Below are 3518 nucleotides of genomic sequence, written 5' to 3'. Positions count from 1 at the left end.
GATGGCGAAACCAGGCTTGGAGAAAAATCTTCCTATAAAATCAGTTACCCGATCAGCTTCTTCCCCAGTGTATTCCTGTCTCAGAAGTTTAATGGTGATCATGAAGTACAACTGAACTATAGCCGCCGTATCCGGCGCCCCTGGTTCAGGGACCTGCTGCCAACGATCGATTATAGCGGTCGAAGCGCCAGCACCGGTAACCCCGACCTGAAGCCGGAATTCACAAATTCATTTGAGCTGTCTTACCTGAAAGATTTTGCACATAAACATAACCTGCTGGTATCATTATATTATCGTAATACCACCAATGCTATTACCGATTTTTATGTAGATACTACTCTTAACCTGAACGGACAGGTGCAGCACGTATTGCTCCAGTATCCTATCAATGCAAGCTCCAGGAACAGCTATGGTGCAGAGTTTACCCTGAGAAGTCAGCTCACAAAGATCTGGGACCTGACCACCAACGTGAACCTGGCGCAAACAAAAATCAATGCTACCAGTAATGGTAGTAACTTATCTAATCAGGGTATTACCTGGTTCGGTAAATTAAACAGCAATACCAAACTGCCATGGAACCTCACCTTCCAGGTAAGTGCAGAATACGAGTCCAGGCAAATTATGCCACAGGGAGAAAGGGAACCGAAATGGTCTGCAGATGCGGCGATGAAAAAAGACATGCTGAAAAACAAAGCACTGTCTATTTCTCTTGGTATCAGTGATATTTTCAATACTGATCGTAATCTTTCCTATACCACTACCAGCTTTTCGGAGCAGGAAAGCTACCGGAAACGTCTTACCCGTGAGCTGAAGCTGAATGCCACCTGGCGTTTCGGTAAAATGGATACCAACCTGTTTAAACGGAAGAATAACAAGTCCAAAGAAAACAATGGTGAAATGGGTGGAGGTGATAATTTTTAATTCGTAATTTGTAGTTCGTAAACAACACTTATGGATTCTATTTATCACACGATCACCCTACGTTTCCTGGCCGAGCCCTCTGATGTGAACTTCGGAGGAAAAGTACATGGCGGCTCTGTTATGAAATGGATTGACCAGGCAGGTTATACCTGTGCGGCCAATTGGAGCGGACAGTATGCCGTTACCGTGTATGTAGGGGGTATTCGTTTTTTTAAGCCTATTGCTATCGGAGATCTGGTAGAAATAAATGCTAAAATTATTTATACCGGCAACACCAGCATGCATATTTCTATCGATGTATTTGCCGGTAATCCGCGACAGCAGCAGAAAACAAAGACCACTCACTGTGTGATGGTTTTTGCTGCCGTAGATGATACGGGTAAAACAGTGACGGTACCTAAGTGGATTCCGCAAACCGCCAATGAAATCAGCATGGAAGGGTACGCGAAAAAGCTGATGGATTTACGTAAGGATATTGATGAAGAAATGAAACCGTATATGTAGGAATAGCTTTTAGCTGTTAGCTTTTAGCTTTTAGCAAATGCAGCGGAGAGGAAGACATATTTTTAATTTTCAATAGAGAAGCCCGTCCGGTATTGGACGGGCTTCTCTATTGAAAATTATCAAGAAATACCCTCTCCGCTGCATTTGCTAAAAGCTAAAAGCTAACAGCTAAAAGCTATTTTACCTAGCTCGCAAACTGCATATCACTCAGGGTTCTGTACAATCCATCCAATCCTATCAATTCGCTGTGGGTGCCTTCTTCCACGATATGGCCTTTGTCCAGCACAATAATTTTGTCGGCCGCTCTTACGGTTGCCAGTCTATGTGCGATTACAATAGAGGTACGTCCTTCCATCAGTTTATCCAATGCGTCCTGTACCAGTTTTTCTGATTCTGAATCCAGTGCAGAAGTAGCTTCATCGAGGATCAGGATACGTGGGTTCTTTAACACCGCTCTGGCAATGGCGATGCGCTGCCGCTGTCCGCCGGACAATTGGATACCCCGTTCCCCTACTATGGTGTTGAGCCCTAACGGGAACCGCTGTATGAATTCCCAGGCATTGGCCTGTCTGGCGGCGGCTTCCATTTCTTCGATGGAGGCGCCAGGTTTACCATAGGCAATATTCTCTGCAATGGTGCCCCCAAAAAGGAATACATCCTGCGGCACCACCGCCATTTGAGAACGTAGCTGTGATAAAGGAAAAGCCGTGCTTTCTTTGCCGTCGAACAAAATGCTGCCGCTCACGGGATCGTATAGGCGTAACAGTAAAGATACAATAGTACTTTTACCGGCACCACTGGGGCCTACCAGGGCAACTTTCTGATCGGCGTATACATCAAACGACACGTTGTTCATGATCGTCATATCCGGGCGGGAAGGATAATGAAAGGAGATGTTACGGAAACTGATTTGTCCATCGAGTTGGTTTTCCGGCGGGATTTCCGTTACCGGTGTGATAGCTTCGGCTGGTTCATCCAGTATTTCCAGCAGGTGTTCTGTAGCGCCAATGCTCTTTTGCAGATTGGTATATACTTCTGCCAGACCGGCAATAGAACCTCCTATAAAGAGCGAATACAGCACAAAGGATAAGAGCGAAGAAGTGGGCATGCCAATGGCTACACCCCTCCAGATCACCGCTACCAATGCGCCGAAAATTCCCATGATAATAAAAGAAGAAAAAGCACCGCGGTACTTACCACTTATCATCCCGATACGGGCGGCCTCATTGGTCCGCAGCCGATAACGGGCTATTTCAAAAAACTCGTTGGCAAATGCTTTTACATTCAGAATGCCCTGCAATGTTTCCTCCACCACAGTATTGGAAGCTGCTACCTCTTCCTGCACCTGTTTCGAAAAACGGCGGATAAATTTCCCGAAAAATACAGCGGCCACCATCATCACCGGCAAAATAGCCAGCATAAATACGGTCAGCTGAGGAGAGGTAATCAATAAAATGACTATCCCACCTATTATGATGATCATTTGCCGGATAAATTCAGCCAACGTAGTGGTGAATGTTTCCTGCAGCAGGGAAATATCTGAAGAGATACGGCTACTCAGCTCTCCCACCCTTCTTTCACCGAAAAATTTCATCGGCAGCCGGATGAGGTGACTGTAAATCGTTTGGCGCAGGGCGGCCAATGTCTTCTCTGTTACATTCACAAATAATACAATACGAAAAAAGGAGAAAACGGCTTGCCCTACCAATACGGCTACCATCATTACACCTGCGCTATTCATGCCTTTAATCAGGTGTGTGTTGCTGCCGGGATCTACCAGGTTACCCAGGAGTTTTGGGAAAGCAAGTCCTGCTAAACTGGAAATAAAAAGGAATAAGAGGCCCAGCGCAAATTGTGGCCAGTAGGGTTTTACATAACGAAACAGGCGGAATGTTTTTTTCAGGGACGCCACTTTAATGGGCTGTTTTGGCGACGTGGTTGTCAGGTCATTTTGCATTTCGGATATAGTCTTTATTAATAGAGGTAGACGAAGTGTATCCAAATATATTGCAAAAAGCCGTAAAAAATTGATAACGCCTCCGGTGTTTGTCGTTCGTATAACGGAAAAACGAAAGCCGGAGGCGCTATGCGGC

3 protein-coding genes are annotated in these 3518 nt (G+C 45.5%); 2 read left to right on the top strand and 1 reads right to left on the bottom strand.

From position 1 onward, the window contains the following. Both VIP81_RS08480 and VIP81_RS08475 read left to right on the top strand, forming a co-directional pair. Positions 1-921 (top strand): outer membrane beta-barrel family protein (locus tag VIP81_RS08480; protein ID WP_331958411.1); only part of this gene is annotated, 921 nt, incomplete at its 5' end. A 30-nt stretch (positions 922-951) separates the two neighbouring features. Beyond that, the gene (locus VIP81_RS08475; RefSeq protein WP_331958408.1) at positions 952-1425 is read left to right on the top strand and encodes an acyl-CoA thioesterase; all 474 of its coding nucleotides are present in this window, start codon (positions 952-954) and stop codon (positions 1423-1425) included. Positions 1426-1609: 184 nt separating this feature from the next. On the opposite strand, the gene VIP81_RS08470 is transcribed toward VIP81_RS08475, so the two are convergent. Then, positions 1610-3382, bottom strand: a complete 1773-nt coding sequence (locus tag VIP81_RS08470; RefSeq protein WP_331958405.1) for an ABC transporter ATP-binding protein — start codon at positions 3380-3382, stop codon at positions 1610-1612. Positions 3383-3518 lie beyond the last annotated feature (136 nt).

This window comes from Chitinophaga sp., from assembly GCF_036566945.1.
Lineage (GTDB): Bacteria > Bacteroidota > Bacteroidia > Chitinophagales > Chitinophagaceae > Chitinophaga.
This window is presented reverse-complemented; position numbering and strand designations above follow the sequence as displayed.